Source organism: Pseudomonas sp. P5_A2_2 (assembly GCF_054177685.1).
Genome location: NZ_JBGCUL010001215.1, coordinates 1 through 1202, shown reverse-complemented (window position 1 = coordinate 1202; position 1202 = coordinate 1). Strand labels below are relative to the sequence as shown.

General features: G+C 59.8%; 1 protein-coding gene. It reads left to right on the top strand.

Features of this window, described 5'->3' with window-relative positions; all coding sequences use genetic code 11:
• The coding region (locus ACXRVY_RS30195; RefSeq protein WP_458239099.1) for an MFS transporter at window positions 1-1202 on the top strand (1202 nt) is incomplete at both ends.

Sequence of the window (1202 nt, the reverse complement as noted above, 5' to 3'; positions counted from 1 at the left end):
CATCGACCGCGTGAACATCTCGATTGCCGCACCGTTCATGGCCAAGGATCTGGGCCTGGACAAGATCGAAATGGGCCTGATTTTTTCCGCGTTTGCCTGGACCTACGCACTGGCCTTGGTCCCCGCCGGGTTCATCGCCGATCGCTTCGGTTCCCGGTTCACCTACGGTGTATCGCTGATCAGTTGGTCGACGGTCACCGTGTGCCAAGGCTTTGCCACAGGATTCGCTTCGCTGTTCGGGCTGCGCCTGGCGGTCGGTACCATGGAGGCTCCAGCGTTTCCGGCCAACAGCCGAGCGGTCACGGTGTGGTTCCCGGCCCGTGAACGAGGCCTGGCCAGCAGCATTTACGTGTGCGGCCAATATCTGGGCACGGCACTGTTTACCGGCGTGCTGTTATGGCTGGCCACGACCTATGACTGGCGCCATGTTTTCTACAGCACCGGGATACTTGGCATTGTGTTCGGTGTGATCTGGCTGTACCTGTACCGCGATCCGTTGAACTGCAAGAACGTCAGCCAGGAAGAGCTGAAGTACATCGAAGCCGGGGGTGGACTGGTCAAGAGCAGTCAGGAACGCACCCGGTTCAACTGGCGGCAGATCGCCGAGCTGTTCAGTTATCGGCAGATCTGGGCGATTTGCATCGGCAAGTTCGCCAGCACCTCGGCGTTGTACTTCTTCCTGACCTGGTTCCCGACATACCTGATCGAGGAACGCAAGCTGACCATGATCAAGGCCGGGATCTTCGCGGTGCTGCCGTTCGTGGGTGCAACGGTCGGCATTCTGCTGGCCGGCATCGTCTCCGACCTGCTGATACGACGCGGCTATTCAATGTCCTTCGCGCGCAAGTTGCCCTTGGTGGTCGGATCGATGCTGGGCATGTCGATCGTCCTGGTGAATTTCACCGACTCGAACGTGATCTGCATTGCCGTGCTGACCATTGCTTTCTTCGCCCAAGGGATTGCCTCGTCATCGTGGGCAGCCGTATCGGAAGTCGCGCCCAAGGAACTGATCGGCCTGACCGGCGGGATTACCAGCCTGGCCGCCAACATCGGCGGGATCGTCACCCCGATCGTGATTGGCGGCATCGTCCACGCGACAGGCTCGTTTGCCTACGCCTTCTGGTTCATTGGCGGCGTGGCGCTGATTGGCACCCTGTCCTATTCGTTGTTGCTCGGTCGCTTGTATCGCATCGAGCTCAAGG